General features: G+C 70.1%; 20 protein-coding genes and 1 other RNA gene. 9 read left to right on the plus strand and 12 right to left on the minus strand.

The features are described 5' to 3' along the window. The first annotated feature begins 46 nt into the window (after positions 1 to 46). On the plus strand, positions 47 to 1,228 hold the full coding sequence (locus EDF31_RS12980) for a cysteine desulfurase family protein (protein WP_131846415.1): 1,182 nt from the start codon (positions 47 to 49) through the stop codon (positions 1,226 to 1,228). A gap of 32 nt (positions 1,229 to 1,260) precedes the next feature. On the opposite strand, the gene EDF31_RS12985 is transcribed toward EDF31_RS12980, so the two are convergent. The 3 genes from EDF31_RS12985 to EDF31_RS12995 are packed head-to-tail and all read right to left on the minus strand — an operon-like array spanning position 1,261 to position 4,367. Beyond that, entirely contained in the window at positions 1,261 to 1,932 is a 672-nt protein-coding gene (locus tag EDF31_RS12985; protein ID WP_131846416.1) for an ABC transporter ATP-binding protein, read from the minus strand. Continuing rightward, complete coding sequence (locus tag EDF31_RS12990; RefSeq protein WP_131846417.1) at positions 1,922 to 3,916, minus strand: hypothetical protein; 1,995 nt, start codon at positions 3,914 to 3,916, stop codon at positions 1,922 to 1,924. Before EDF31_RS12990 ends, EDF31_RS12985 begins: the two co-directional genes overlap by 11 nt. A 22-nt stretch (positions 3,917 to 3,938) precedes the next feature. Then, positions 3,939 to 4,367: a lactococcin 972 family bacteriocin gene (locus EDF31_RS12995; protein WP_131846418.1), complete on the minus strand. Its 429-nt coding sequence runs from the start codon at positions 4,365 to 4,367 to the stop codon at positions 3,939 to 3,941. Positions 4,368 to 4,489: 122 nt separating this feature from the next. Between EDF31_RS12995 and prfB the strand changes: the two genes are divergently transcribed. The 7 genes from prfB to EDF31_RS13030 all read left to right on the plus strand — a co-directional run bounded on the left by prfB (position 4,490) and on the right by EDF31_RS13030 (position 11,144). Continuing rightward, positions 4,490 to 5,599, plus strand: coding sequence for a peptide chain release factor 2 (gene prfB / locus EDF31_RS13000; protein ID WP_111086442.1), 1,110 nt, complete (start codon positions 4,490 to 4,492; stop codon positions 5,597 to 5,599). Between the two features lie 61 nt (positions 5,600 to 5,660). Then, the gene (gene ftsE, locus EDF31_RS13005; RefSeq protein ID WP_111086441.1) at positions 5,661 to 6,416 is read left to right on the plus strand and encodes a cell division ATP-binding protein FtsE; all 756 of its coding nucleotides are present in this window, start codon (positions 5,661 to 5,663) and stop codon (positions 6,414 to 6,416) included. Continuing rightward, positions 6,413 to 7,327, plus strand: coding sequence for a permease-like cell division protein FtsX (gene ftsX / locus EDF31_RS13010; protein ID WP_111086440.1), 915 nt, complete (start codon positions 6,413 to 6,415; stop codon positions 7,325 to 7,327). The genes ftsE and ftsX overlap by 4 nt, the downstream gene beginning before the upstream one ends. Before the next feature lie 89 nt (positions 7,328 to 7,416). Further along, on the plus strand, positions 7,417 to 7,893 hold the full coding sequence (smpB, locus tag EDF31_RS13015) for an SsrA-binding protein SmpB (protein WP_123294782.1): 477 nt from the start codon (positions 7,417 to 7,419) through the stop codon (positions 7,891 to 7,893). Positions 7,894 to 7,994: 101 nt separating this feature from the next. Then, positions 7,995 to 8,371: a transfer-messenger RNA gene (gene ssrA, locus EDF31_RS13020) on the plus strand. A 160-nt stretch (positions 8,372 to 8,531) separates the two neighbouring features. Continuing rightward, positions 8,532 to 9,347: a hypothetical protein gene (locus EDF31_RS13025; protein WP_131846419.1), complete on the plus strand. Its 816-nt coding sequence runs from the start codon at positions 8,532 to 8,534 to the stop codon at positions 9,345 to 9,347. Positions 9,348 to 9,476: 129 nt separating this feature from the next. Next, positions 9,477 to 11,144: an APC family permease gene (locus tag EDF31_RS13030; RefSeq protein WP_207896217.1), complete on the plus strand. Its 1,668-nt coding sequence runs from the start codon at positions 9,477 to 9,479 to the stop codon at positions 11,142 to 11,144. On the opposite strand, the gene EDF31_RS13035 is transcribed toward EDF31_RS13030, so the two are convergent. From EDF31_RS13035 to EDF31_RS13055, 6 genes are all read right to left on the minus strand, one after another. Further along, a complete protein-coding gene (locus EDF31_RS13035) occupies positions 11,141 to 12,448 on the minus strand; it encodes an LLM class flavin-dependent oxidoreductase (protein WP_131846420.1) in 1,308 nt (435 codons plus the stop codon). The two genes, EDF31_RS13030 and EDF31_RS13035, sit on opposite strands and share 4 nt — an antisense overlap. Positions 12,449 to 12,451: 3 nt before the next feature. Continuing rightward, positions 12,452 to 13,849: a PLP-dependent transferase gene (locus EDF31_RS13040; RefSeq protein WP_131846421.1), complete on the minus strand. Its 1,398-nt coding sequence runs from the start codon at positions 13,847 to 13,849 to the stop codon at positions 12,452 to 12,454. A 172-nt stretch (positions 13,850 to 14,021) separates the two neighbouring features. Then, positions 14,022 to 14,735 carry a M50 family metallopeptidase gene (locus tag EDF31_RS13045; protein WP_131846422.1) on the minus strand — a complete coding sequence of 238 codons (714 nt, stop codon included), beginning with the start codon at positions 14,733 to 14,735 and terminating at the stop codon, positions 14,022 to 14,024. Positions 14,736 to 14,868: 133 nt separating this feature from the next. Further along, positions 14,869 to 14,982: a Rax2 family protein gene (locus EDF31_RS20375; RefSeq protein WP_243650034.1), complete on the minus strand. Its 114-nt coding sequence runs from the start codon at positions 14,980 to 14,982 to the stop codon at positions 14,869 to 14,871. Further along, positions 14,982 to 16,796, minus strand: coding sequence for a glutamine--fructose-6-phosphate transaminase (isomerizing) (glmS, locus tag EDF31_RS13050; protein WP_131846423.1), 1,815 nt, complete (start codon positions 16,794 to 16,796; stop codon positions 14,982 to 14,984). Before glmS ends, EDF31_RS20375 begins: the two co-directional genes overlap by 1 nt. A 424-nt stretch (positions 16,797 to 17,220) precedes the next feature. Further along, a complete protein-coding gene (locus EDF31_RS13055; protein ID WP_131846424.1) occupies positions 17,221 to 19,917 on the minus strand; it encodes a LuxR family transcriptional regulator in 2,697 nt (898 codons plus the stop codon). A 488-nt stretch (positions 19,918 to 20,405) separates the two neighbouring features. On the opposite strand from EDF31_RS13055, the gene EDF31_RS13060 reads away from it, so the two are divergent. Continuing rightward, a complete protein-coding gene (locus tag EDF31_RS13060; RefSeq protein WP_131846425.1) occupies positions 20,406 to 21,896 on the plus strand; it encodes an MFS transporter in 1,491 nt (496 codons plus the stop codon). A gap of 59 nt (positions 21,897 to 21,955) precedes the next feature. Here the strand turns inward: EDF31_RS13060 and hisN are convergent, their stop codons facing one another. From hisN to rsgA, 3 genes are all read right to left on the minus strand, one after another. After that, positions 21,956 to 22,738 (minus strand): histidinol-phosphatase, encoded by a 783-nt coding sequence (gene hisN / locus EDF31_RS13065; protein ID WP_131846426.1) that lies wholly within the window; start codon positions 22,736 to 22,738, stop codon positions 21,956 to 21,958. A gap of 18 nt (positions 22,739 to 22,756) precedes the next feature. After that, complete coding sequence (locus tag EDF31_RS13070) at positions 22,757 to 23,929, minus strand: hypothetical protein (protein ID WP_131846427.1); 1,173 nt, start codon at positions 23,927 to 23,929, stop codon at positions 22,757 to 22,759. 340 nt (positions 23,930 to 24,269) lie between these two features. Further along, on the minus strand, positions 24,270 to 25,316 hold the full coding sequence (gene rsgA, locus EDF31_RS13075; protein WP_131846428.1) for a ribosome small subunit-dependent GTPase A: 1,047 nt from the start codon (positions 25,314 to 25,316) through the stop codon (positions 24,270 to 24,272). Positions 25,317 to 25,318: the final 2 nt, after the last annotated feature.

Here is a 25,318-nt window from a genome sequence, read left to right on the forward strand (position 1 = left end):
GAGGACCGGCGCGTATCCTGGACACCGCTCGTTCCAAGGGGTGCAGATGCCGGTCTACCTCGACCACGCCGCGACGACGCCGATCCTGCCGGAGGCGCTCGCCGCGTTCACCGACGCGCTCGGAACCGTCGGCAACCCCTCCTCGATCCACAGCGCCGGCCAGCGCGCCAAGATGCTGCTCGAGGACGGCCGTGCCGCGGTCGCCCGGTCGCTCGATGCCGACACCGTCGAGGTCGTGTTCACCTCCGGCGGCACCGAGAGCATCAACCTCGCCGTGAAGGGCCTGTTCTGGGCCCGGCAACGCGACCGCGCCCGCCCCCGCATCGTCGTCCCCGGTGGCGAGCACCACGCCACTGTCGACACCCTGACCTGGTTGGAGACGCACGAGGGCGCCGTCGTCGACGTGGTCCCGTTGGACGCGCAGGGTCGCGTCGACCTGGTCGGACTGGAGGCACGACTCGCCTCCGCCGACGACGTCGCCCTGGTCACGTTCCTGTGGGCGAACAACGAGGTGGGCACCATCCAGCCCGTGTCACGGATCGTGGAGCTGGCGCACGCCGCTGGCGTGCCCGTGCACAGCGACGCCGTCGCCGCCTACGGGCAGGTGCCGGTGTCGTTCGCCGCGTCCGGCCTCGACGCCCTGAGCGTCTCCGCGCACAAGGTCGGCGGACCGGTCGGCATCGGTGCACTGGTGCTCGGGCGGAAGGCCACCGTCGAGCCCCTCATCCACGGCGGCGGGCAGCAGCGGCAGGTGCGGAGCGGCACGCAGGACGCCCCCGCTGCGGCCTCGTTCGGCGTCGCGGCCACGATGGTCGCCGCCGAGCCGATGCCACATCCGTCGCTCGTCGCCCTGCGCGATCGGCTCGTCGCCGGTGTCCGTGCCGCCGTGCCGTCCGCCGTGCTGATGGGCGACCCCGACGACCGGCTGCCCGGCAACGCGCACTTCACGTTCCCGGGCTGCGAGGGCGACTCGTTGCTGTTCCTGCTCGACGCGGCCGGGGTCGCGGTGTCGACCGGGTCGGCGTGCCAGGCCGGCGTGCCCGAGGCGTCGCACGTGCTGCTCGCGATGGGCCTGTCGGAGCAGGACGCCCGCGGCGCGCTCCGGATCACGCTCGGGCACACCTCGACCGATGCGGACGTCGACGCCTTCCTGGCGGCACTGCCGGACGCGGTCGCGCGGGCCGGGGCTGCGGGCATGGCGTCGCGGGAGCCGTTGCTGGGGCGGTAGAGCGCCCGCCGGCGGGGTGCGACGCCGACCGGTCAGGTCGTCGATGACGCTTCCCGCAGCACGGTCCGGGCATCGGACGCGTCGGTGATCACCGTGTCGTGCGAAGCGACGAGGACGACGGCGCCGTCGTCTGCGAGGTCGCGGATGAGCTCGACGACCATCCGCGTCCGATCAGCGTCGAGGGCGGAGGTGGGTTCGTCGAGGAGCACCAGCGGCGGTTTCCGAACGAGGACGCGAGCGATCGACACACGCTGACGCTCGCCGCCACTGAGTTCCCCGGCGCGCGCATCGAGCAACCGGCTGGGCAGATCGACACGATCGGCGGCGGCTTCGATGCTCAGAGGTGTGGAGACGGGGGCGCGCGGTGCTGCTGCCTGCACGGCGGCGATGTTCTTCCGCACCGTCCACTGCGCAACGAGACCGGCGTCCTGGAACACGAAACCGACGCAGTCACGGAGGTACCGGCGCAGTGCCGATCCACGCAGCATGTCCACCTGCTGGTCGAACACTCGGATCGTGCCGCTCGTCGGTCGCTCGAGTCCTCCGAGCAACCTGAGCAGGGTCGACTTGCCGACACCTGAGGAACCCGTGACGGCGTGGACGGCGCCCGCCCGCGCGGTCAGGTCCAGCCCACAGACCACGGCGCGGTTCCCGACGGTGTGGTGAAGACCGGTCACGTGCACGGCAGCATCGTCATCGTTCATCGGTCGTGAGTCCCTTCGTGGTGGTGAGCCGAGTGGTGATGAATGTGTTCGTCGCGAGGACGACGACCGAAACGGCGATCCCGACGGTGACGAGGGTTCCCGTCGGGATGTCGGCTCCGAGAAGCCCACTGGTCCCCGCGGCGAGGGCAGCGACACCCGTGCTCGCGAGGAAGGCGAGTGACCGGGGTGCCGTCACCAGGTGGACACGGGCAGGAGCTGCGCCGTGCGCTCGGAGGACGAGCAGCTGGTCGCGTCTCCGGGCCACATCGATGCGCGCTCCGATCGTCAGCATGCCGAGCAGCGCGACGAGACCTGCAGCGGCCGCGACGAGCGACACCACGAGCTTCGACTGTGCGGCAGCTGTTCCTCTCGCGATCTGCGTCCCGAGGCTGTCCAGCGAGTACACCGATCGTTCGACGCCCGCCGTGTCGAGCGCTTGCTGCGTCTCTCGTGGGCCGCCTGTGAAGAGCAGGTCGCCCGACGAACCAGCCGCGAAGTACGACTCGTCATCGAGAAGGCCAGCCGACCCTGAGGCGACGACGATGACCGGCGAGTCCGAGTAGACCTCGTTCCGGAAGCCGGTCTGCCCGTAGTTGAACACTCGCCCGGCGGGGTACGTGGCGATGTGTGGTCGCTTCGGCGCGGACTGGTTCGGGACAGTGCCGAGCGGCTCCCGGAACGCTTCGAGCCACTCGTCCGCGATCGACTCGGCACGGTCCGCGTGGTCACTCGGCACCAGGAGCCCCCATTCTCCAGGCCCGTCCTTCCCGTGCAATGGATCCGGCAGACCGCCTCCGGAGCGCGCGACGAAGGTCGGATTCGCGAGGATCACGTTCGATTCTGAGTCGCCCGGACTGAACCGATCCCCCTGGACGGCACCCCGCACCCAACTCAGGACCACCTCGCCCTTCCGCTCCGACGCTCGCACCGATGAACTGAACGGCCTGACGGCGTCATCGAGAGCCGATTGGCCGTCGAACCCGTTGAAGATGGTGACCGTGCACGCGGAGCAGCCCCGCCAGTCAGGGCCGCTCGCACGCACGACGGCGAGAGAGGTCCACGCAGCCGAGCCCTGGGCGATCAGGAAGACCACCAGGGTCAGCGTGGCGACCTGTGTCGCCGCCATCGTGAAGCGTCCACGCAGCCACGGACGCCAGCTCGAGAACGCCGGGCGGAATCGCACCCCGCGCGGAAGGAGTCCGGGACCGGATGCCCCGACGATGAACGCCGTGAGGAACCCTCCGAGCAGGACCGCGCTGATCGCGAGGTACGACCAGAGCTGGTGTCCGCCGTTGTACGCATGAACCAGCAGGATCGCTGGACCGGCCGAGATGACGAACGCCGCCGAAGCGACGAGCACGGAAGCGGTGATGTCACGGACGAACGGTCCGAGCACGCCGTGCACCCGGAGGACGGCCTGTGCCCGCACCTGGGCCAACCCGCGGACACGGCCCGCCAGCCACGAGGCGCCTCCGACGACCGCAGCCGCCATCACGAGCGGGGTGTACGCCAGTAAGTACAGAGCCAGCCCGCCCCAGCTCATCGCCTCGACGTGCGTGTCGACTCCCGCGATCGCGAGACGGTCGGACACCGCTTCGAGCGCTCGGGGTGGCAGCGTCGAGAAGTACGTCCCGAGTGGGCTGCTCGGCGCCTGGGTGAGTTCCGTCGTCAGGCTCGTGTCGAACGCAGCGTAGGACCCGGATGGGAAGACACGCTCGTGGGTGATCCGGTCCCCGATGACGGGAGCGAGCGTCCGCGTCGGAGTCCGTCCCGTCGGGTCGATGCGGACCTGGTAGAAGTTCGCTCTGAGGCTCGTCGCCTCTGCGCGGAGGAGCTTCGCGGTCGGGGCGTCCTCACCCGCGTGGGAGATGGTCAGCGCCGACCGGATGGTCGCCATCGACTGCGTGTCGTGGGCGCCTTGCACGGCGAAGCCGAGGAGCAGCGCGATCGCGGCCGCCGCGAAGGCACCGAGTACCCGGAGCATGGTCGAGGACGCCCCGGTACGGCTACTTCGTGTTCCAGAAGGCCGTGTTGCCCCACGCAGTCTTGAGGACCTTCGCAACGGAGCGCTTCTCCTTTGCGACCCAGCCCGATCCCCGGCAGCTCGTGCCGTACCCGGAGCAGGCCGTCGACGAGTGCTTCTTCGTCTTGTGGTCGTAGTAGGAGTACGAGTTGCCACCTCCGGTCCCGTAGATCCAGGTGCCGCCGCCCACCTTCTTCGTGGTGAGGATCTGCGCGGGGTCGGTGTCGTCGATGACGACCTGCGTGTCCTCGGGTCCGGAGATCTCGGCGAATCCCCCTGCGGTGCCGCCGTTCGATTCCAGCGCGGACGCTGAAGCCGACGAGGGCATCATGACCGCGGCGACCACCGCCGCGCCCACGAGCAGGACCGACAGTCGGCGGTCTGATGTACTGATGTTCTGCATGCGCAACATGTCCTGCAATCTATCGGTCGATCGGGGTCTGGGCGCAAGTCGAATCGCCGAGCTGACGCGACGGACCCACACCGGGCCTCTCGGTCTGCCACGGCGGGCTCGCGCCGGTAGGATCGGTGACCATGGTCGAACTGGACTTCACCGAGCAGCTCTCCGCCCTCCGAGAGACCTTCGGCAACATCCGCTCGGTGGTCGACGTCGACCGCCTGCAGCGGGAGATCGCCGACCTCAGCGAGCAGGCGGGTGCCCAGGACCTCTGGGACGACGTCGAGCACGCGCAGCAGGTGACGAGTGCACTCTCGCACCGGCAGTCGGAGCTCAAGAAGATCACCGACACCGAGCGACGCATCGACGACCTCGAGGTGCTGGTCGAGATGGCGAACGAGGGCGACGACCAGGACTCGGCCGACGAAGCCGTCGCCGAGCTCAAGGCGATCCAGAAGACCATGGGCGACCTCGAGGTGCAGACGCTCCTCGACGGCGAGTACGACGACCGCCCCGCCGTGATCACCATCCGTGCCGGGGCCGGTGGCGTCGACGCCGCGGACTTCGCCGAGATGCTCATGCGCATGTACCTGCGGTACGCCGAACAGCACGGCTTCAAGACCACCGTGATGGAGACGTCCTACGCCGAAGAAGCGGGCATCAAGTCCGCCACGTTCGAGGTCGACGCCCCGCACGCCTTCGGCACCCTCTCGATCGAGGCCGGCACCCACCGCCTCGTCCGCATGTCGCCGTTCGGCGCAGCGGGCAAGCGGCAGACCTCGTTCGCGGCGGTCGAGGTCATCCCGCTCATGCCGGAGACGATGGTCATCGACATCCCCGAGAACGACATCCGCGTCGACGTCTTCCGCTCGTCGGGCCCCGGCGGGCAGTCCGTCAACACGACCGACTCCGCGGTGCGCCTGACGCACATCCCGACCGGCACCGTCGTCTCGATGCAGAACGAGAAGTCGCAGATCCAGAACCGTGCGGCCGCCATGCGCGTGCTGCAGTCGCGCCTGCTCCTCCTGAAGAAGGAAGAGGAGAACGCGAAGAAGAAGGAGCTCGCCGGCAACATCACGGCGAGCTGGGGCGACCAGATCCGGTCCTACGTGCTGGCGCCGTACCAGATGGTCAAGGACCTGCGGAGCGAGCACGAGGTGAACAACCCCTCAGCCGTGTTCGACGGCGACCTGGACGGCTTCATCAACGCCGGCATCCGCTGGCGCAAGCAATCCGTCGACGCGTAGGGGGTCGTGAGCCGCGCGCCTCGCTTGCTTTCCAAGCGGGGCGACCTACCCTGATCCGGTCATGATCAAATTCGACCAGGTCACCAAGGTCTACTCGGGCAACCCGAGTCCGGCGCTCGACAACCTCACCCTCGAGATCCTCAAGGGCGAGTTCGTGTTCCTCGTGGGCGCCTCGGGTTCCGGCAAGTCCAGCTTCCTGCGCCTCGTGCTCAAGGAGGAGAAGCCCTCCCGCGGCCAGATCCACGTGCTCGGGCAGCGCCTCGGCTCCCTGGCGTCGCGGAAGGTCCCGTACTTCCGGCGCAACCTCGGCGTCGTGTTCCAGGACTTCCGACTCCTGCCCAACAAGAACGTCTTCGACAACGTCGCGTTCTCGCTGCAGGTGATCGGCAAGAGCAAGGGCTTCATCAGCGAGGCCGTCACCGACGTGCTGAAGCTCGTCGGGCTCGCGGGCAAGGCGACCCGCATGCCGCACGAGCTCTCCGGTGGTGAGCAGCAGCGCGTGGCGATCGCCCGCGCCGTCGTCAACAAGCCGGCGATCCTGCTGGCCGACGAGCCCACCGGCAACCTGGACCCCACCACGTCCGCCGGCATCATGGCGCTCCTCGAACGCATCAACCAGGGAGGCACCACCGTGCTCATGGCGACCCACGACGCCAGCATCGTGAACCAGATGCAGCGTCGGGTCATCGAGCTGTCGAACGGCACGGTCCTCCGTGACGAGCAGTCCGGCGGCTACCAGACCCAGGCGGTCCCGATCCAGCGCGGCACCGTGTCGAACACGACCGGCATCCAGACCATCCCGGGGCTCATCCGATGAGGCTCGGGCTCGTCATGTCCGAGGTCGGCTCGGGCCTGCGGCGCAACGCGTCGATGGTGGTCTCCGTCGTCCTCGTGACCTTCATCTCGCTCACCTTCGTCGGGACCGCGATCCTGCTCCAGATGCAGATCAACCAGATGAAGGGGTACTGGTACGACCGGGCGCAGGTCGCCGTCTACCTGTGCACCGACACCGACACCACCGGCAACTGCACGGGTGCCAAGGCCACCGAGGACCAGCGGAAGCAGGTCCAGGCCCAGCTCGAGTCGTCCACGCTCAAGCCGTACATCGAGAAGACGTACTACGAGGACCAGGACCAGGCGTTCACCCGCTTCAAGGAGCAGTTCAAGGACTCCGCGGCGACCGAGTTCGTCAAGCCCGAGTACCTGAACGAGACGTTCTGGGTGAACCTGAAGAACCCGTCGCAGGCCGATGTCCTCGTCGAGAGCCTGTCGAAGGTCGCCGGTGTGCAGAGCGTCGTCGACCAACGCGGCTACCTGCAACCGATCTTCAACCTGCTCAACGCGTCGTCGTACACGGCGATCGGCATCGCGGCGCTCATGCTCGTCGCGGCCGTGCTCCTCATCGCGACCACGATCCGGCTGTCCGCCTTCAGTCGCAGGCGAGAGCTCGGCATCATGCGGCTGGTCGGTGCGTCGAACCGGTTCATCCAGACGCCGTTCGTGCTCGAGGGGGTGATCGCCGCCGCCATCGGAGCCGTCCTGGCGGGTGGTGCCATCACCGCGGTGGTGTGGTTCTTCGTCCGGAACTTCCTGGCCGAGCGCTTCACCGGCACGGCGTTCATCGGCATGGGGGATGCGGCCATCGTGGTTCCGTCGGTGATCGTCATCGGAGTGTTGCTCGCCGCGGTGTCGGCGTCGATCGCCATCCGCCGCTACCTCAAGGTCTGATCCGCCGCGCCGGGAAGGTGCGTGAGGTGCCTGCTGTTGGGTAGTCTGTAGGGCTGCGCAGTGCAGTGCCCGGAACGAGAGGAGTCGTCATGGCGAAGGAACGCGGTGAGAAGATCGTCGCGACGAACCGTCGCGCCCGACACGACTACCTCATCGAGGACACGTACGAGGCCGGCATGGTCCTGTCCGGCACCGAGGTGAAGTCCCTGCGCATGGGACGCGCCTCGTTGGTCGACGGGTACGCCTACATCGACCGGGGCGAAGCCTGGATCGATGCGGTGCACATCCCCGAGTACACCGAGGGCACCTGGAACAACCACGCACCTCGGCGCAAGCGCAAGCTGCTCCTCCACAAGCAGCAGATCGTGAAGATCTCGCACAAGACGGCCCAGGGCGGCTACACCCTCGTGCCGCTGCAGATCTACTTCCACGACGGTCGGGCCAAGATCGAGATCGCGGTCGCCAAGGGCAAGCGCGAGTTCGACAAGCGTCAGGCCATGCGGGAGAAGACCGACAAGCGTGAGGCAGAGCGGGCCATGCGCACGAAGAACCGCGTCGGCGAGTAGCGGCCTCGCACCTCGGTCAGCTAGACTGAGGGACTGCTCCGATCGGAGCAGTCGCAACACAACTCAACAGCGTGACAGCGGCTCGCACGTCCGGCCCGCATGGGGATGATCGGTTTCGACATTGCCTGTGTGCCGACGGGAAGCGGGCCGAGGACCCACGGTTATCTCGTGAACGATCCGTGGAAAACAACAAGTGCCAATTCCAAGCGCACTGACTTCGCTCTCGCTGCGTAAGCAGCCCAGCACATGAAGTCCGTCGGCCAGGTGACCGTCCCCTAACCTGATCCCGGCGTCATCCAGAGGACTTGCTGCACGGTTGCGCCTCAGGGCCGTGCGGGACTTGCACTGAGACTGGGCCCGTCGTCCTAGAAGCCGGTAGCAAAAGACGGGGCCGAGCAGAACGAACTATCCGGATACGCCCGTAGAAGACGTCGAATTGCAGCGATGGACGGGGGTTCGATTCCCCCCATCTCCACCATTCGCCGGTCGTCGAGCCGCTGTCACCACGTGTTGCACGAACGCCCCGTCACCGTCCCTGGACGATGCCGGGGCGTTCGCTGTCTCGCCACGTCAGGGGACTACGCTCCGGAGGAGACGCAGGGAAAGGCCCGCGCCGCCCCCGAACGGAAGGCCCCCACGTGGTGCAGGAGATCGCGATCCGAGTCCGTCTGCGCGAGCAGGAGCGAGTGGTGCTCGCCGACTACGAGCGGATCGTCGGGTCCGTCGCGACGGTCGCTGCCCTCGCCGCCTGGCTGCCCACGCCCGACGCTCGCCTGGTCGTCCGTGGTCGTGGTGCCGAGCCCGTCCGCCTCGAGACCGTCACCTACGGCTCGGTCGTCGAGATGCTCGTCGTACTCGACCAGCGCTCGGCTGCCGTCGAACGGGGTGCTGCAGCGATCGCGGCGCTGATCGAGTCGGTGCGGCACGAGCACGTCGCCGACGACGTGGCCGGCGTCGCCGGTGAGCTGGACCGCCTGGACCGCGCTGCACCGCGTGGGCGGTCAGTCGTCGAGCGCACGCTCCGCACGTTCCTCGAGGGTGCGCGCGCCGACGTCCTGGCACGCAAGACCACGACCCGGGTGCGGACCGCGCAGGCGCTGTTGCGGCTCGCCGAGGACGACGCGGTGCTCACCGTGGAGCGGGTGACGGACGCGCTCGCGCCCGTGCTCGAGGAACACGCGGTCGACGTCGCGCTGGACACGGGTTCCGCCGTGGTCGTCGAGCCGATCGACGGGGTCGAGTCGCCGGAGCAGGCACCGGTCCTGCCGTTGCCTTCGGGGGAAGCGAAGCCGAAGAAGTCGGACGAGAAGCCGTCCAAGAAGCAGGACGACGGCAAGAAGCCGAAGAAGTCGGACAAGACGCCGTCCAAGAAGAAGGACAACGGCAAGAAGAAGTCCGACAAGAAGAAGTCGGACAAGAAGGACGACGGCAAGAAGAAGAAGTCCAAGAAGTAGCAGCCTGAGTGCTTATACAGCACAATTGTTTCCGGCATGTTAAAGAATCCGGCCAAGCCGCTGTCCCGGTGCCAGAGTCGATGAGCGCGACCCCCGTTCGTGGGGCCCGCTCACTCGACGGGAGCAGCAGTGGCTACAACGACGACGCCGGCGTTGCCGGACTCCGGCCTCAAGCGGAACGTGGGCTTCATCGGGCTCATCTGGGCCTCGACGGGGTCGATCATCGGCTCCGGTTGGCTTTTCGGGTCGCAGGAGGCCCTGAAGACCGCCGGCCCGGCCGCGATCATCTCGTGGCTCATCGGTGGTGTGGCGATCCTCGTCCTCGCCCTCGTACACGCCGAACTCGGCGGCATGTTCCCGATCGCGGGCGGGACGGCACGGTTCCCGCACATCGCGTTCGGTGGCATCGCCGGCGCGTCGTTCGGCTGGTTCTCCTGGTTGCAGTCCGTGACCGTCGCCCCGATCGAGGTCGAGGCGATGATCAAGTACGCGCAGCACTGGCAGTTCGCGCACCCGTGGCTGCACACGACGACGGTGGACGGGGAGACGCAGCAGCTGCTCACCGGCGCGGGCATCGCGGTCGCCGTCGTCCTCATGGCGGTGGTCACCGTGATCAACCTGCTCAGCGTCCGGATCCTCGCGAACACGAACTCGGCGGCGACGTGGTGGAAGGTCGCCATCCCGCTGCTGGTCATCATCGTGCTGGCGTTCAGCGGGTTCCACGGCTCGAACTTCACGGCGGCTGACGGCTTCATGCCCGAGGGTGCCAAGGGGGTCCTGGCGGCGGTGTCCACCTCCGGCATCATCTTCGCCTTCCTGGGCTTCGAGCAGGCCGACCAGCTCGCGGGTGAAGCGAAGAACCCGCGGCGGGACATCCCGCGTGCCGTCATCGGCTCGGTGCTCATCGGGCTGGTGATCTACCTGCTGCTGCAGGTCGTGTTCCTCGGGGTGCTCCGGTCGGATGCGATCCAGGGGTCCTGGGCCACCGCCGACTTCACGAAGTACACGGGGCCGTTCGCCGACATCGCGATGGCCGCGGGCATCACGTGGCTGGCGGTGGTCATCTTCATCGACGCGATCATCTCGCCCGCGGGGACCGGGCTGATCTACGTGACGGCGACGAGCCGCATCTCCTACGGACTCAGTCGCAACGGGTACTTCCCGAAGGCGTTTGAGTGGACGACGAAGCAGGGCGTGCCGTGGGTCGGGCTCGTCACGGCGTTCGTCGTCGGTTGCGCGTGCTTCGCACCGTTCCCCTCGTGGCAGGGGCTGGTGAGCCTCATCACGAGCGCGTCGGTCCTGATGTACGCCGGTGCCCCGCTGGCGCTCGGTGCGTTCCGGAAGCGGATCCCGGAGATCGAGCGCCCCTACCGGATGCCCGCCGCCGCGGTGCTGTCGCCGATCGCGTTCATCGTCGCGAACCTCATCATCCTGTGGACCGGGTGGGACACCGACTGGAAGCTCGGCGTCGCGATCCTCATCGGTGCCGTGGTGATCATCCTGAACAACGTGTTCCGCGGTGCCTCGAGCGTCCGGCCGCGCTGGGACTGGAAGGCGGCGCAGTGGCTGCTGCCCTACCTGATCGGCATGGGGCTCATCGTGTTCCTCAGCGACTTCGGTCCGCTGACGCACCCGGTGTTCCCGCTGTGGATCGACATCGTCGTGGTCGCGGTGTTCTCACTGGTGATCTACTACTGGGCGATCAACTCCGCCTCGGACCGTGCGGAGATTCTCCGCACGGCCGACGACGTCCGTGACGTCGAGGAATCAGGCGTGGTCGAGCCGGTCCACCACTAGAAGTCGAACAGGTTCGCCCGGATACCCCCGGCGCCGTACTCCCGCCGCAGGAGCCCACGGCGCCGGAGCACCGGCACCAGGTCGCCGAACATCCGGTGGATCTGCGCCGGGTGCAGGTCGCCCGAGAAGATGATGCCGTCGTTGTCGGCGTCCGACCCGAGCTCCTCGATGAAGTCGGCGAACTCGTCGGCGGTGCCGACGAAGCCCTCGCGCGAGGACACCCGCCCCTTGCGGGCCTTGCGTTCCAGGAGCGAGCGCAGGGGAGCGTCCGGGGTGTCGCCGAGCAGCCCGCGGATCGTGCCGGCGGAGACGTGGTCACCGAAGGTCCCGTCCGGCACGGGCGCATCGAGGTCGAGCGCGAGCAGGTCCGTCTCGGAGTCGCTCGACCACGCGATCGCCGTGGTCCGCAGGTCGTCGTCGGACGGGTGCCGGGACGCCTCGACGATCCGGTCGGCCTCGTCGGACGACGAGACGATCTCGGGCTTGAGGACGAACAGGATGCGCAGATCGGCGGCCCTGCGTCCGGCGGCCTGCGCTGCGGCGATCACGCGACCGCGGTAGTCCGCCACCGCGGCGGCCGACAGGGGCGCGAGCGCGAGTTGCACGTCCGAGTGGGTGCCGGCGAACGCGAGGCCCCGACCGGAGCCACCGGGGGAGACGACCACCGGGTCCGAGTCGAGCGGCAGCGCGTTGAGCGGGCCGTCGGCGGTGAAGTACGCGCCCTCGTGGTGGAACGCGTCGAGGGCGTCGCCGTCAGCGAAGTGCCAGTCGGAGGGGTTCCCGACGTACCCGGACGAGCCCCACGAGCTCCAGAGCCGGCGGAGCAGCGTGATCCACTCCTCGGCCCGGTCGTACGCCTGGTCGTGCGGCAGTGGCGGCAGGCCGGCGTGCCTGGCACTGCCGACGTCGGTCACGACGTTGATGCCGAGTCGCTCGGAGGACAGGTGTGTCAGCGTGGCGAACTGTCGCGCGGCCAGGTACGGCGGCGTGAACCCGGCGTTCACGGTCGGCGCGATGCCGATGTGCGAGGTCGCCGCGAACAGGTACGGCGCGAGCAGCAGGGGGTCGTGCTTCGGGCCGCCGTACGCCTGGCGGATGCGCAGGTCGAGCGTCGACGGGTTGCCGAGCGAGATGGCGTCCTCGGCGATCACCAGGTCCATGCCGGCCTGCTCGAGCGTGCGGACGGACTGCTGGTACAGGTCGGGCTTGGTCCAGTCGTGGCCCCAGTCCCAGTCCGAGCGGCCCCACGCCTGCGGGCCGAACCCGCGCGAGAAGAAGTACCCGAAGTGTTGCGGTCGTGCCATCGTCTAGAGCTCCTCCGAGATCACGTGCGTGCCCGGGACCGAGTGTTCCAGGGACGCGCGCTCCGCGTCGGACACGCCACGGGCCTCCAGACCGACTCTGCCGTCTGCGGAACGCAACGCGGCGAACCCGCGTTCCAGGTCGCGGAGCAGGTCCGCGACGTCCTCGATGCCGACTGACAGTCGGATCAGGCCGTCGTCGATGCCCTGGTCGGCGCGCTCCGCGGCGGTCTTGCCGGCGTGCGTCGTCGTCGCGGGGTGCAGGATCAGCGAGCGGACGTCGCCCAGGTGGGTCATCCGGCTGAACAGCTGGACGCTGTCGATGAAGGTGTGCGCGGCGGCTTCACCGCCCGCCAGCGTGAACGCGAAGACGGAGCCGGCACCACGCGGCAGGTAGCGCTGGGCGAGGTCGTGGAACGGACTGGAGGCAAGACCCGCGTGGTCGACGCTCGTCACCTCCGGCTGTGCTTCCAACCACTGCGCCACCGCCAGCGCGTTCGCGCTGTGGCGTTCCACGCGCAGGCTCAGCGTCTCGATGCCCTGGCGGATCAGGAACGCGTTGAACGGCGACGGGGTGGGGCCGATGCGCGCGGCGACGACGTCACGCGCGAAGACGACGAACGCCCGGTTGCCGTAGCGCTCGACGTAGCTGTCGCCGCCGAGTGACCGCTCCGGGCTGGTGAGGTGCTGCCACCGCTCGGGGGAGGCGGACCAGTCGAACGTGCCACCGTCGACGACCACGCCGCCGAGGCCCGCGCCGTGGCCGGACAGGAACTTCGATGCCGAGTGGATGACGATGTCGGCGCCGTGCTCGACCGGGCGGACCAGGTACGGCGTCGCCAGGGTGTTGTCCACGATCAAGGGCACCCCGGCACGGTGCGCGGTGTCGGCGACGCCGGTGATGTCGAGGACGTCGTTCTTCGGGTTCGGGATCGTCTCGGCGAAGAACGCCTTCGTGTTCGGGCGGACGAGCCGCGCCCACTCGTCGAGGTCGCGCTGGTCGGCGACGAAGTCGACCTCGATGCCGAGGCGGCCGAGGTTCTGCACGAGCAGCCCCTTGGTGCCCTCGTAGATGCTGCGGGCGGCGACGACGTGATCGCCGGCCTGCAGGAGGCCGAGGAACGCGATGGTGGCCGCCGCCTGGCCACTGCCGACCAGGATCGCCTCGACGCCCCGCTCGAGCAGGGCGACGCGGCGCTCGACGTCGGCGTTCGTCGGGTTGCCGAGGCGGGTGTAGGTGTAGCCGTCCTCGGTGCCGGCGAAGCGGTCGCGCGCCTGGTCGAAGTCGTCGAAGAGGAAGCCGGAGGACATGTGGATGGCCGGGATCCGTGCGCCGTGCCCTGCGTCGGGCACGAAGCCGCCGTGCACCTGTTCGGTCGAGAAACCGTGATCGTCGTTCGCCATGGGACACCTCCGGGGTCGTCTGGCGGTAGCCTCGCAGCCTTCGCTGCGTGGACAGGCGATTGCGGCGTTCCGTTACGCAGGGCGGGGACGCGGCGCCGGTCCCGATGCGGAACGACGAGGTCGACGTCGTACGACATTGAGGACGTCGTTCCGGGTCGACCAGCGCCCTTCGTCAGAAGAGTGCGCGCACGCCCGCCACCACGGTGTCCCAGACCTCGAGCAACGGGACCCGCGCGAGCCACACCGCCAAGCCGTTCACCAGCACGAACAGCACGAACCAGACCCCGGCCGGCACCCGCATCTCGGCTGCGGCGATGTGGAAGTCCGTCTGCACGCGGGCGCCGGTGAGCAGCCACCGTGCGACCTGCACGACGGACCGCAGTCCGTCGACGACGAAGAACGCCCCGACGGCGGCGACCACGAGCACCGTGACCTCGGACGGACGTAGCGCCACCCACAGCGCCAGGACGTCGAAGCCGAGCACGACGAGCAGCCCGAACCAGTTCCGCACGAACACCAGCGCCACGAGCCCGATGATCCCGAGCACGGTGACGGGCAGCCACCGCGAGCCGTGCAGCACCCCGGTCACCAGCAGCACCCCGGCCCAGAGCGGCGCGCTGTACCCGGCGTAGAGGTTGAGGATCCGGACGAGCCAGCGGATGCCACCGGGCACCCGGCCGAGCTGGACCCAGGCCTCGCCGGAGCCGTCCGGGTGCAGGTCGATGCGTTGGATCCGGCCGCCGAACGGGACGACGACGATGCAGTGCCCGACCTCGTGGGCGATGGTCGCGGCGATCCGGGCGACCCGTCCGACGAGCGGCAGGAACGGCAGGAGCGCGCCGACGACGAGCGCGACGAACACGAGGGGCGGGGCTGCGGTGGTCAAGGGACCAGCATCCCAGCCGTGTCCCGCGAACTGCCCGAGACCCGGCGGCGACGACGATGTGGAACGACACCCTCGACGTCGTACGACATCGAGAACGTCGTTCCGAGTCGACGCCCGCCCGTGCCCGCCGGGCTCAGCGCAGGACGGTCGGCCCGGCCACCACGACGACGAGCACCGTCGTCATGGCGATCGCGAACGCCGTGAGCACGATCAGGAACGTCGTCAGGTGGTTCATCCGACCGCGCATCACTCGACCGTCACCGACTTCGCTAGGTTGCGCGGCTTGTCGACGTCGCAGCCGAGCTGCAGCGCGAGTTCGCGGGCGAGCATCTGCAGCGGCACGACGGCCTCGAGCGGACCCCACGGCGCCGCCATCGCGCCCCAGGCGAGTCCGCCGGTGCCGCGGCTGCCGAGCGCCGGGATGTCGGAGCCTTCGCCGCCGATGGTGATGACGAACCCGCCGCGGGCCCGGACCTCGGCGATCGCCGACTGGATCTTCGGCTCGCCGTGGTCGATCACGACGACGGGGGTGCCCTCGTCGACGAGTGCGAGCGGGCCGTGCTTCAGCTCGCCCGCGGGGTACGCCTCGGCCCAGCGGTAGCTGAGCTCCTTGAGCTTGAGCGCGCCCTCGGCGGCGTACGGCAGGCCGGCACCGCGGCCGAGGAACAGGAAGCCGGTGGCCTCCTTCACGCTCGACACCAGGAGCGGCATCCGGTCGGCGGACACCTGCGTGGCGTGCTCGATGCGTGCCGGCAGGTCGAGCAGTTCGTCGACGAGCGCGTGGGCACGTGCGACCTCGATGCGCCCGGACGCCACGAGCGCGGAGATCACCGCGGCGACGCCGACGACGACCTGTGCGGTGAACGTCTTCGTCGCGGCGACACCGATCTCCGGACCGGCGTGGCAGTCGAGCACGGCGTCGGCGCGACGGGCCAGCGAGGAGTGCATGTTGTTCGTGAGCGCGAGCACCGGGTGGCGGTCCTCGAAGCGGTCGAGCGCGCGGAGGACGTCGGCGGTCTCGCCGGACTGACTGATCGCGACGACCAGGGTGTCGGGGCCGAGGACGGCCTGGTCGGCCTCACTGGCGACGACGATGTCGGTGGGGACGCCGCCGATGCCGCGCAGCGCGGTGGCGATCACCTGGCCGGCGTTGAGCGAGGTGCCGCAGGCGACGATCGCCAGGCGCTGGAAGGCGGGCAGTCCGAGGCCGAGCCACATGCTGCCGTCCGCGGTGCGGCGGGCGATGCGGTCCAGGATCGTGCTGACGACGTCGGCCTGCTCGCCGATCTCCTTCGCCATGTGGTCGGGGTGGTCGCCGAGGTCCAGCGCGGTGGCGGCGAACGGCGACGGGGTGGGGAACGGCACGGGCACGGTGATCCCGTTCGAGGACCAGGTCCAGGCCTCGCCGAGCTCCACGACGTCACCGTCGCGGAGCGCCACGAAGGTCTCGCACCACTCGGCGATCGCGCCGATGTCGCTCGCCACGAAGTCGCCGCGGGCGGACCGTGCGACGACGAGCGGGGAACGGTCCGCGGCCACGACCATCCGGCCGTCGCGGGCGTCGAGGACGACGATCGCCCACGACCCCTCGAGCTGCGCGGTCGCGATCTGCACGGCGAGCATCAGGTCCGGGTCGACGGCCAGGGCGCGCTCGACGAGGTGCGCGATGACCTCGGAGTCGACCTCGGAGCGGAACCGGTGGCCCTGCGCCGTGAGCATGTCGCGCAGGCGGTCGGCGTTCTCGATGATGCCGTTGTGCACGATGCTGATCCGGCGTGAGCAGTCGGCGTGCGGGTGGGCGTTCGCCTCGCGCACGGCACCGTGCGTGGCCCAGCGGGTGTGGCCGATGCCGACGCCGGTCAGGGCGTCGCCGGACCGGGCCGCCACGAGCGTGCGCAGGTCCCCGACGCGGGAGACCGAGCGGATCGTCTCGGTGCGTCCGGCGGCGGTCCGGACGGCGATGCCGGCGGAGTCGTAGCCGCGGTACTCGAGTCGTTCGAGTCCGTCGAGCAGGTAGGGCGTCGCGTCGTCAGACACACGGGCCGCGATGATGCCGCACATCGGCTGTCCCTTCGGGGGAACGGGGTGGGGGAGTGGAGCGGGGTCGGCACCGACCGCCGTCGGGTCTGCCGCGCGTCCAGGCCCTCGCGGTCCTGACCGGCGCCCGTCCTCGGATCAGGCGAGGACGGACGACGGAGTGGGTGGGCCACGAGGTTCGGGTACCGGACGGGGTACCGCGGTCTGGCCCCTGGGGAGGGGCACGGCGGTCGGTGCATGAGAAGCCTCACCCGGCGACGCCGCCACGGCAACAGTCGTCGACTGCTCTTGCGGTTCCCCGCGTGCGGGGGACGCCGCGGTGCGGTCGCGTGCGGACTCCCGCAACGTGCGCGCGCAACGCACACCGCGTTCTGGACAGCGAAAAGGCGGACGGGAGGCCCGGTACCAGCTGGTACCGGGCCTCCCGTCCGCCTTGTGCTCGCGTCGACTACGTGAGCAGCGCGACCAGGTGGGAGCGCGACCGCGCGCCCACCTTGCGGTAGATCTGCGTGAGCCGCAGCTCCACCGTGCGCTGCGACATGAACAGCGACGACGCGATCTCGCGGTTGCGGTAGCCCTCCGTCACCTTCTGCACCACGGCGCGCTCCTCGGCCGTGAGCGAGGTGAGCACCGCAGAGGCGTCCGGAGCGCTCCGGGGCGTCCCCGGCATCGACGCGGACAGCACCGGTGCGGACCGGAGCGACGGCCCCGTGCCGAACGGCGGCATGGCCGCTGCCGGTGCGGGGGTGACGAGGGGACGGCGCATGCCGGCCGCCTCGTACGCTGCTGCTGCCGCCGCACCGAGACGCGGACGCTCGGCGGGGTTGCCGACCGTCGCGAGGGCCGCGAAGGTCCGTGCCCGCTCGAACTGCGAGTCGTGCGGCTGGAACAGCTCCAACGCGCGGCGACGGGCCGTGTCCCGGGTGGTGTCGTCGGCGACGAGCGCGAGGCTCCTCGCCAGCACGAGCGCACCCCAGCGACCCGGTCGGGCGTGGTGGTCCGCAGCGAGCCGCGCGGTGATGGTGCGGGCGTCGTCGATCCGTCCGAGGCGCGCGTACGCCTCGACCAGGTCGCCGAGGTGCCGGAGCACCGCGGGGTTCCGCAGGGACCGGCCGATGGCGTCCGCCGCTTCGAGTGCGGCGGCTGCCTCCTCCAGTCGGCCGTCGAGCAGCAAGACCCGACCGCGGAGCGCGTGCAGCTTCGCCGTCGCGCCCCACAGGCGGCTCGTCGAACGGTGCTCGAGGCACCGGTCCACGACCGCCAGGGCATCGGCGGAGCGCCCCTCGGCGAAGTGCCGCCAGGCGATGGCGATGGCCCGCGACGGCTCACGGAGCCGTTCGACCACCGAGGAACCGGCCTCCCAGACGTCGATCGCGCGGAGCGCCTGCCGGAAGTTCCCGGAGCGCACCTCGTTCTCGGCGGTCAGGTAGCGGGCTGCCTCGGTCCACACCGGCGCCGTCTGCGGGCCACGGGCGAGGACGAGTGCGAACACCCGACGCGCGCTCCGGTACCGCTCGGCGATGCTCAGCGCGTGGGCGAGGAGCAGCAGGGCCGGGTCGGACATCGCCAGCAGCACCGACGTCGCGAGTCCGTCGTGCAGATCGGTGTCCGACGGCAGGGTGCCGTCGATCGCGGCGATGAGCTCCCGTGCGGTCGTCGTGATCTCCACCGTGTGCGGAGACGCCGACGCCTCGAGGGGCTCGACGCGGTGCAGCAGGTCCTTCGCCTGGTCGAGCTCCCACGCCTCGGCACGGAAGCACGCGACCATGGCCATCAGCCCGGCGACCGCGTCCACGTCGGCCGGCTCGGTCGCGTCCACCGACACGAGGAGTTCGTCCGCGTGCACGGCGTCGCCGCTGAGGTACTGCGCCGAGTACTGCAGGCGCAGCCGGCGGACCTCGTGCGCCGTCGTCCGGAACGGACGGAGCGCGGCGAGGTAGCGTGCGGCGAAGCCGAGCAGCCGGTTGCCGAGCAGGGCCTCAGCGACCCCGAGCAGCGCGACGAGCTCGTCCTCGGTGCCGCCACCGACGTGCAGGGCACGCTCGGTGAGGGCGATCGCGGCGTGCACGTTGCCGTCCACCACGTAGGACCGTGCGGCGCTGAGCAGCGCGACCACGTCGGGGACGTCGTCGACGAAGCTCCGGTGCCACGCGGCTGCCCGCGGGTCGGACTCGGCGCTCGCCGTGGCCAGCGCGGCGTGCGCCGCGCGGCGGTCACGGGCGGGCATCCGCCAGTACAGCGCGGACCGGACCAGGGGGTCGCGGACCGTCACGCTCTGACCCCGCACGGTGGCGAGGCCTGCTCCGACCAGGTCGTCCAGCTCGTCGCGGTCCCAGGCCGTGGTCTTCGCGACCGGCACCAGGGCGAGCTTCGCGAGGACGTCCAGATCTCGTCCCGCGGCGGACCCGAGTGCGAGCGCCGCGAGGGCCTCGGTCGTCGGAGTGGGTCGGAGCGGGAGCACGATCGGCTCCGCACCGGTGAGCTGCTCGCGGCTGAGCACCGCGAGCTGTTCGCGGAGTGCGCCGGGGTTGCCACCGGTCTCCGCGGCGAGGACGGCGAGGACGCCGTCGTTCGCCTCTTCCGGTGCCATGGTCCGGGCGAGGACGAGTGCCTCGTCGGACGGCAGCGGCTCGATGCGGAGCGCCGGCAGGGCCGCGAGCGGACCGTCCGACGGCACCGAACGGACCGTCGCCACGACGCGCAGGGCGGTGCCCGCGAGTCGGCCGGCGAGGAACGCGATGAGCTCCTGGCTCTCGACGTCCATGCGGTCGAGGTCGTCGATCAGCACGAGCGTCGGCGGCAGGGTGAGCGCGTGCACGGCGTCGAGGAAGTCGTGCGCCGCCGCCAGTCCGGCGGTCACGGGGACCGCCGTCTCGCCCGTCTGCAGGAGATGGGCGATGTGGGCCGTCGCACGGGGGTCGTCGAGCGCGGTGAACAGGGAGGTCACGCCGGCCAGGGGCCAACGGGATTCACTCCCGTTGACACCGACCCGCACGACGGGGAGGGAAACGCGGTTCGAGACCGCGTCGAGGACGCTGCTGCGTCCGGAACCAGGGTCGCCGACCACGACCATCGCGGACTCCCGAGGGAGTACAGCGAGGGTCGCGATCCGGTCGACCTCGAGGCGTCGACCGGTGAGTGCCATGACTCACCGGCCTCCGGGCCCGGAAGCGGATCCTGCGGAGAGGTCGTCGGCGAACGCTGTGAACGCTGCGACGGGGCGCCGTGAGGCGGACCGGACTGCTGCACGGTGGGTGGCCGTGTCGGAGTGCGGGCGGAAGGCGGCGACTGCGCGCGCGCCGGAACTGTCGTGGATTGGATGCGGTCGACGAGTGAGGGTGCACTCGGTTCCGCTCGGGAACGATGATGTCATCGTCTGTATCACCCCTCGGGTTAGGGTCTTCGGACGAACACGGTCGGCCTTGCACGTGCACTCGGATCTAGGGAATCCAGGTGCTTGCGTGACCTTCCGCATGAGCACGATAACTCAGGTCCTGGCCATCTGAGCCGCCCCGCGCACCGCGTATCCGGCAACGGTGCCCCCAGTCCGGGGGGGCCACGACGCGGGGGTGTCACCCACCCGGGGGGTTGGTCTCGCCCGCCCGGAGGCCGGTCGGTGTACGAACGATGGTGATGTCCAGCGCTGACCCGACCGACGCCCGCCTCGACGACCGCACGCGTTGGAGGGCCTTCGCCGTGTGCGTCGCGGTCGCCGCCCTGACGATCCTCGACCTGTCGAAGGTCAACGTCGGGCTGCCGTCGATCGAGAAGTCCCTCGACGCCACCAGTTCATCCCTGCAGCTCATCGTGGCGGGGTACGCGCTGGCGTTCGGCCTCGCCCTCGTGCCCGCCGGTCGGCTCGGCGACCTGAAGAGCCGCCGTGCCCTGTTCATCATCGGACTCGTGGCGTTCACCGTGTCGAGCCTGCTCTGCGCCGTGGCGCCGACCATCGAGGTGCTCATGGTCACGCGGATCCTGCAGGGCTTCGCCGCCGGCACCCAGATGCCGCAGGTGATCGGACTCGTCCAGCAGTTGTTCCGGGGCCCGGAGCGCGGACGGGCCTTCGGGCTGTTCGGCGCCATGATCGGCATCTCGACGGCGCTCGGCCCGACGATCGGCGGTGGCCTCATCGCGATCGGCGGCGAGGAGAACGGGTGGCGGCTGCTGTTCTGGATGAACGTGCCGCTCGGACTCGTCGCGCTGTTCTTCGCGATGCGGCTGCTGCCCAAGGGGGCGCAGGGACAGGCGAAGGACCGCGAGCTGGACATCGTCGGCATCCTGCTGCTCGGCGCCGCCATCATCACGCTGATGCTGCCGTTCGTGCTCACGACCGGTGCCGGCGACTCCGGTGCCCGGTGGCTCTGGCTGATCGCCTTCGTCGTGTTCCTCGGCCTGTTCGTGCTCTGGGAGGTCCGGTACAAGCAGCAGGGCAAGTCACCGGTGGTGCACTTCGAGCTGTTCCGGCTGTCGTCGTACCGCAACGGGCTGTCGATCGTGGCCGTCTACTTCGCGGCGATCCCGGCGTCCTTCCTGATGGTGACGCTGTTCCTGCAGGAGGGGCTCGGGCTGTCACCGCTGTTCGCCGGCATGGTGAGCATCCCGTTCGCGGCCACGAGCGCCGTGGGGTCCTACATCGGCGGACGGATCGTCGACCGGGTCGGACGGGCCCTGGTGGTCTTCGGGCTGTTCATGGTCGTCGTCGGCTTCGTGCTCCTCATGCTCGCCGCGGTGCTGACCCCGCCGGAGGTCACGCCGTGGGCGATGGCCGGGGCGTTCCTGGTCGGCGGGCTCGGCGGCGGGTTCGTGGTGTCGCCGAACCAGACGCTCACCCTGGCCGAGATCCCCGTGGAGCAGTCCGGGGTCGCCGGGTCGATGCAGCAGCTCGGGCAGCGCGTCGGGACCGCGATCGGGACCGCGGTGGCGACGAGCATCTTCTACGGGATCGTGCGGGGTGCTGCTGCCGGGGGCTCCGGCGGGAGTCGGCTCGATGCGTACCACGACGCGTTCCGGAGCGGCACGACGTTCACGGTGTCGCTGATGGCCCTCGCGCTCGTGCTGGCGGTCGGGGATCTGGTGGTGCGGCGGCGTGCTGCACGGCGTGAGGCCGCGGCTGCGGCCGCCTGATCGACTCGGAACGACACCCGCGACGTCATCCGACGTCGAGCGTGTCGTTCGGGGTCGTGCTAGCGGCGGATGACCTCGACGACGGCGTCGTGCACCAGGCCGTTCGTCGCGAGTGCACTGCCGTGCCAGGCCCCGGGGTCGCCGTCGAGTGAACTGAAGCGCCCGCCGGCTTCCTCCACGATGGGCACGAGGGCCGCGATGTCCCACGGCTTCAGGTCGGGTTCGCCCGCGATGTCGATGACCCCCTCGGCGACCAGCATGTACGACCACATGTCGCCGTAGGCGCGCGTCCGCCAGACCTTGCGGGACAGTTCGACGAGGGACTCGAGCCGGTCGTCGTCGTCCCACTGCTGGATGCTGTTGTAGCTCAGGCTCGCGTCGGACAGGTCCGCGACGCCGGAGACGCGGAGGTCGCCGTCGAACGAGTGCGCGCCGAGCCCCTCGGCCGCCCACCAGCGCTTGCCGAGCGCGGGGGCGCTCACGACGCCGAGCACGGGGCGGCCGTCGACCGCCAGGGCGATGAGCGTCGCCCACACCGGCACGCCGCGCAGGTAGTTCGCGGTGCCGTCGATCGGGTCGATGACCCACTGGCGGTGCCCCTCGCTGGTCGCCTCGGCACCGGTGTCGGCCGTGGTCTCCTCGCCGAGGAACGCGTCGTCGGGGCGCTCGGTCGCGATCCGCTCGCGCAGGGCGTGTTCGACGGCCTGGTCGGCGTCGGTCACGTGCGTGCTGTCGGCCTTCTTCGACACGTGCAGGTCCGCGGCGCGGAACCGCTCGAGGCTGATCGTGTCGGCGATGTCGGCGAGCGAGCGGGCGAAGTCCAGGTCGGCGCTGAGGTCCACGGGTCGAGCGTAGCGGGGCTACGCGGCGACGACCTCTTCCTCTTCCAGCCGGGTGACCTCACGCTCGCGGGCGATGCGGGTGCGGCGGGCGACGAGGCCGTGCACGACCACGCAGAGCAGGACGGCTGCGGCGAGCCAGAGGGCGAGCACCAGGGACGACCGGCCGAGCGAGGCGTCCGGGAAGTACTGCAGGTCCTGTGCCGCCTGCAGCCACGCGGCGCCGCTCCAGAAGGAGTGGAGCGCAGAGAAGAACCCGGGCACGAACGACGCCTGGAAGATGCCGCCGGACGACGTGAAGTTGAGCATCACGAACAACATGGTGAGCACGGGTGTCGTCCACCGCCCGAGGACCGGGTGCAGGCCGACGCCGATCGCGACGATGATCGCGTCGTACAGCCAGGCGAACAGGAACACCTGCCAGTGGTGCGTGGTGATGACGCCGTAGATCGGTCCGGCGACGATGATGCCGATGCCGGCGACGACCCCGGCGGTGGCGAGGCCGACCACGGCGGTCCACACCGCGCGGAGCTTCGTCGCGACGGACGCCACCGCGATGGCCGATGCGTAGCCGCCGACGCTCAGGGCGACGAGCAGGAAGAACAGCCCCTGCCCGGTGCTGTCCTGTTCGCCCGTGGGGACGACGTCGACGACCCGGAACGGCACGTGCTGCTCGTACGCGATCGGCAGGAAGACCTTCTGCGCGGCGCTCGCGGTCGTCTCCGATGCGGCGGTCGACACGTAGAGCGTCGCGCCCGTGGTGGTCGGCGCGTACACGGCGGCCAGGTCGCGGTCGCGGATCTGCCGCTCGGCGTCCTTGGTCGAGGCGACGACGTGGGCGACGAGGGCCCCGTCGGACTCGTCGGTGACGGTCTGGGCGAACACCTGGGTGGCGGCGGTCTGCCCGACGATGCCGACCGGCAGCTCCTTCGGCGCGGGGGCGTGGAAGGCACCGAGGTAGGCGAGGCCCATGCCGGCGGCGAGGAACAGCGGCACGAGGATGTGCGTGGCGAAGGTCAGGAGCACCCGTCCGAGGCCGGCAGGGCGCAGGACGCTTTCGGTGCGCTGCGGTCGCGGTGCTCGGGAGGACTTGTGGGTGGGGGAGTGGTGCGCGTGCGACGTCGTTGTCGTGCTCGAGGACGGGGCGTCGACGGCGGGGGTCGGCGGAAAGTTGTACTTTGCAACTTCAGACACGAGGGTTCACTGTACAACACCGCTGCACACTTGTCGACGCGTGCGGGCGGGGTGCGGTGGGGCCGGGCACGGTGGGACGAGGTGCCACGCCCGAGCGCCCTCCGCCGAGGTTCCACAACATGCCGCGCGCGGTTCGCCGAGGTTCCAAGAACGGCCCGAACCACCGCCGAGATGTGCAGATTCCGGAACCTGGACGGGGCGGGTCGGGGCGCCGGAGTGGTCACGACACGCCGTGCGTCGGAGCTCGAGCGGCCACGAACCGTTGAATGCTGCTCTGTCAGGCGACAGTTCGTGACCCATCGGTGCACGCCGACGGGCGCGGGCGCGGGCGCGCGCCGGGCTACTCCAGGCCGGGGTCGGAGGCGCCCATGCCCGTCAGGAGCGCGCGGAACGAGTCGAGCCGTTCGACGCCGGTGACGCCGAGCTCGCCGTCCTGCACCCGGTCGACGATCTCCCAGTCGTGCGCCTGCGCCAGGGGGATGCCGTCCCGAGCGGGGCGCACCGGGATCGCGTGCGAGGCGAACGCGCGGAACACGTTCGCCGGGTCGACGTGCCCGAGGCCGAACGACCGCACGCCGGGGGTGTCGATGATCCACCCGCCGTCACGGACCCGCAGCGCGATCGACGACGACGAGGTGTGCCGCCCACGACCCGTCACCGAGTTCACGACGCCGATCGCCCGGGTCGACCCGGTCAGGGCGTTCACGAGCGTCGACTTGCCGACACCGGAGTGCCCCACGGTCACCGTGACCTTGTCGTCGAGCAGGTCGTGCAGCGCCTCGAACGGGACGTCGTCGGACCGGCTCGTCACGATCCGCAAGGAGAGGCACGCGAAGTGCGCCAGGAACGGGGCCGGATCGGCGAGGTCCGTCTTCGTGATGCAGAGGATCGGGTCGAGCCCGGCGTCGAACGCGGCGACCAGGTACCGGTCGATGAGCCGGGTGCGGGGCTCGGGGTCGGCGGCAGCCACGACGATGAGCATCTGGTCGGCGTTCGCCACGATGACGCGCTCGACCTCGTCGGAGTCGTCCGCACTGCGGCGGAGCAGCGTGGTCCGCTCGGCGACCTTCACGATGCGCGCCAGCGATCCGGGGTCACCCGAGACGTCGCCGACGAGCGACACGTGGTCGCCGGTGACGACCGACTTCTTGCCGAGCTCGCGGGCCTTCGTCGCCGTGATGACGTGGTCATCGATCAGCACGCCGAACCGCCCACGGTCGACGTTCGTGACCCACCCCACGGGCGCGTCGTCGTACGTCGGCCGGGTCTTCGTTCGGGGCCGGTTGCCCTTCGGGTTCGGACGCACCCGCACGCTTGACTCGTCGTACTGTCCGTACGGTTCGTCCGCGTCGGAGTCGTCACCGTCGACGTCGTCCCACCAGCTCATGC

This window comes from Curtobacterium sp. PhB142, from assembly GCF_004341255.1.
Taxonomy (GTDB): Bacteria; Actinomycetota; Actinomycetes; order Actinomycetales; family Microbacteriaceae; genus Curtobacterium.

Coding starts and splice junctions, on each gene's coding strand:
- smpB (WP_123294782.1), top strand. CDS start 7,417: ATGGCGAAGGAACGCGGTGAGAAGATCGTCGCGACGAACCGTCGCGCC.
- rsgA (WP_131846428.1), bottom strand. CDS start 25,316: ATGAGCTGGTGGGACGACGTCGACGGTGACGACTCCGACGCGGACGAA.
- EDF31_RS12990 (WP_131846417.1), bottom strand. CDS start 3,916: ATGCTCCGGGTACTCGGTGCCTTCGCGGCGGCCGCGATCGCGCTGCTC.
- EDF31_RS12985 (WP_131846416.1), bottom strand. CDS start 1,932: ATGAACGATGACGATGCTGCCGTGCACGTGACCGGTCTTCACCACACC.
- EDF31_RS13060 (WP_131846425.1), top strand. CDS start 20,406: ATGTCCAGCGCTGACCCGACCGACGCCCGCCTCGACGACCGCACGCGT.
- EDF31_RS13035 (WP_131846420.1), bottom strand. CDS start 12,448: ATGGCACGACCGCAACACTTCGGGTACTTCTTCTCGCGCGGGTTCGGC.
- EDF31_RS12995 (WP_131846418.1), bottom strand. CDS start 4,367: ATGTTGCGCATGCAGAACATCAGTACATCAGACCGCCGACTGTCGGTC.
- EDF31_RS12980 (WP_131846415.1), top strand. CDS start 47: ATGCCGGTCTACCTCGACCACGCCGCGACGACGCCGATCCTGCCGGAG.
- glmS (WP_131846423.1), bottom strand. CDS start 16,796: ATGTGCGGCATCATCGCGGCCCGTGTGTCTGACGACGCGACGCCCTAC.
- prfB (WP_111086442.1), top strand. CDS start 4,490: ATGGTCGAACTGGACTTCACCGAGCAGCTCTCCGCCCTCCGAGAGACC.
- ftsX (WP_111086440.1), top strand. CDS start 6,413: ATGAGGCTCGGGCTCGTCATGTCCGAGGTCGGCTCGGGCCTGCGGCGC.
- ftsE (WP_111086441.1), top strand. CDS start 5,661: ATGATCAAATTCGACCAGGTCACCAAGGTCTACTCGGGCAACCCGAGT.
- EDF31_RS20375 (WP_243650034.1), bottom strand. CDS start 14,982: ATGCGCGGTCGGATGAACCACCTGACGACGTTCCTGATCGTGCTCACG.
- EDF31_RS13040 (WP_131846421.1), bottom strand. CDS start 13,849: ATGGCGAACGACGATCACGGTTTCTCGACCGAACAGGTGCACGGCGGC.
- EDF31_RS13055 (WP_131846424.1), bottom strand. CDS start 19,917: ATGGCACTCACCGGTCGACGCCTCGAGGTCGACCGGATCGCGACCCTC.